2 protein-coding genes and 1 pseudogene are annotated in these 2,075 nt (G+C 57.9%); all 3 read left to right on the top strand.

What is annotated here, in order from left to right; translation table 11 throughout:
• On the top strand, positions 1-240 hold a 240-nt coding region (locus BN2476_RS49170), incomplete at its 5' end, for a sterol desaturase family protein (protein WP_143811238.1).
• Positions 241-380: 140 nt separating this feature from the next.
• Positions 381-940: pseudogene (locus tag BN2476_RS44225) on the top strand (DDE-type integrase/transposase/recombinase); the annotation flags it as partial.
• A gap of 104 nt (positions 941-1,044) precedes the next feature.
• Positions 1,045-1,818 carry a GH12 family glycosyl hydrolase domain-containing protein gene (locus BN2476_RS44220; protein ID WP_087740400.1) on the top strand — a complete coding sequence of 258 codons (774 nt, stop codon included), beginning with the start codon at positions 1,045-1,047 and terminating at the stop codon, positions 1,816-1,818.
• The last annotated feature ends 257 nt before the right edge of the window (positions 1,819-2,075 follow it).

Below are 2,075 nucleotides of genomic sequence, written 5' to 3'. Positions count from 1 at the left end.
AAGTTCCACCGTATTCACCACTCGTTGGAACTGCATCACCGACGCCGGAACTATGGGTTCTTTACGACGATCTGGGACACGATTTTTCGCACGGCGTACTGGCCGAAAAAAGATGAGTGGCCGGAAGTTGGCCTCCGAGACCAGCCCGAACCGCTTACCGTGAGTGACTACTTTATGTTCCCGTTTGATCGACGCCGCTGGTGCAAGCCTGGAGTCGGAAGCGGTGTACGGCAGAGTTGAGGCCGGGATGGAATGCGGTGAAGGTTTACGCTGAGGATCAGATTGTCCAGGTCGGAAACCAGCAAACAGCTAATCATCTGGAACAGCTCTCTGAGACGCCGGGTACAGAAGGATGAACAGCTAAAACTCGATCAAGATGAATCCGGACGTGGTCCGCTCCGTTTGATGTAATCGTGGCGTGCGTGCGCCGGTACCTGCGGAACCTCGAAGAATTGATCGCGGAACGAGGCATCTCTGTGGATCATTCAACCGCACATTGTTGGGTGCTCAAGCTTCTGCCGACGCGAGGGGAAGCGTTTCACCGTCACGAACGCCCCCGTCGGCAAGACCTGACGCGTCGATGAGATTTATATCAACGTTAAGGGTCAATGGAAATACCTGTATCGCGCCGTCGACATAGCCAGCCACATCATCGATTTTCTGTTGCGGGCCCACATTGAGCTAAGACCGTGGCACGGCAGTATTTCGAAAAATCGATCGCTCAGAATGGCGAACCCGGGACGGTGACGATCGATAAACGTGGTGCCAATGTGGCTGCGCAGGAAGCCCATGTCATTGAAAAGGACCAACGCGCGATCAAGCGGCGTAGAAGGCCATGCTCGGATAAGAATGTCCCGTGTGCATGTGTCCTGCATGGTGGCATCCAGTGGCTGCTCACATGATCGCAACGGAGCAGATCAAGACAACAGCGTCGGGCGAACTTCTCGCCCACGCAGCGTTTCTGTCTGGATCGGAGTGCTGCCTAAGTCGCTTGCCTCCACTGATTCCGACGGACCCATCCACCCGACAGGAGACAGCAATACCATGCCCCGAATCTCGATCCTGGCCAGCTGTGCCGCCGCCACCCTGATGCTCGGCGTCACCGGCGCAAAGGCCGCGACTTGGTCTGCATCTTCCCCCGCGACCTCGTCCTGCTCGTCGACCGACCTTTTCGCGTCGTGGACCTACGGCAGCTACACCATCAACAATGACGTTTGGTCGCCCTGCAGCAATGTCGCAGCGGGTGCGCAGACCATCTGGGCCAACACCAACCTCGACTGGGGCGTCACTTCAGATCAGCCTAACACCAGCGGTATCAAGTCTTATCCGCACATCGGTTACTCGGTCAACAAAACCATCAGTTCACTGAGCAAGCTGAGCGCGACGGTCTCGGCTACTACGCCTTCCGATGGTGCCTGGGAGTCGACCTTCGACATATGGGCCGGCAGCAATGCGCACGAGATCATGGTCTGGCTGAACTACACCGGAACCGCGGCGGGTTGCGGCAATGTCAAGCCGATCTCTTACAACTGGACGTCCGCCGGTTGCGCGATCCCGCTTCACAGCAACGTCTCGCTGTCCGGTAGCACCTGGAACGTCTACGTGGGCAGCAATGGCAGCAACACGGTCTATTCGTTCCTGCGCACGACCAAGACCGACAACACCACGGTCGATGTGCTGGCTATCATGAAGTACCTGAAATCTCTGAACTATTTCGATGACGTCATGATCGGCGACCTGCAGTATGGCTTCGAGATCACCTCGTCGTCGGGCGGCCTTAGCTTCGCGTCCAAGAACTTCGCAGTCACCGCCGAGTGATTCCGGCGCCTAGCGTCGCGAGCCGCCGTCTGCACGCCGGACGTTCCGGCTTGCTTCATCGCGCGGCGCAACGAGGGATCCGTCATGCGCCAAGAACCTAGGGCCGAGTCCCCTGTGTCTGGCGGTCGTCTCGTTTTGTCGTTACAGCGACAGACCCGGCTCAGTTGTCGGGTTTGAATGTCGGCGTAGCGAGACAAAGTGCACTCAGGGCTCCGTGCTCTCGCGCTTTAGACGACGGCGTTCGAGTGGCACGGATC

This window comes from Paraburkholderia piptadeniae (genome assembly GCF_900007165.1).
Taxonomy (GTDB): domain Bacteria; phylum Pseudomonadota; class Gammaproteobacteria; order Burkholderiales; family Burkholderiaceae; genus Paraburkholderia; species Paraburkholderia piptadeniae.
The sequence above is the reverse complement of the archived record's forward strand: the minus strand, read 5'-3'. Positions and strand labels throughout refer to the sequence as shown.

Excerpts from the sequence above, each read along its gene's own strand:
- BN2476_RS44220 (WP_087740400.1), top strand. The coding sequence starts at position 1,045 with ATGCCCCGAATCTCGATCCTGGCCAGCTGTGCCGCCGCCACCCTGATG.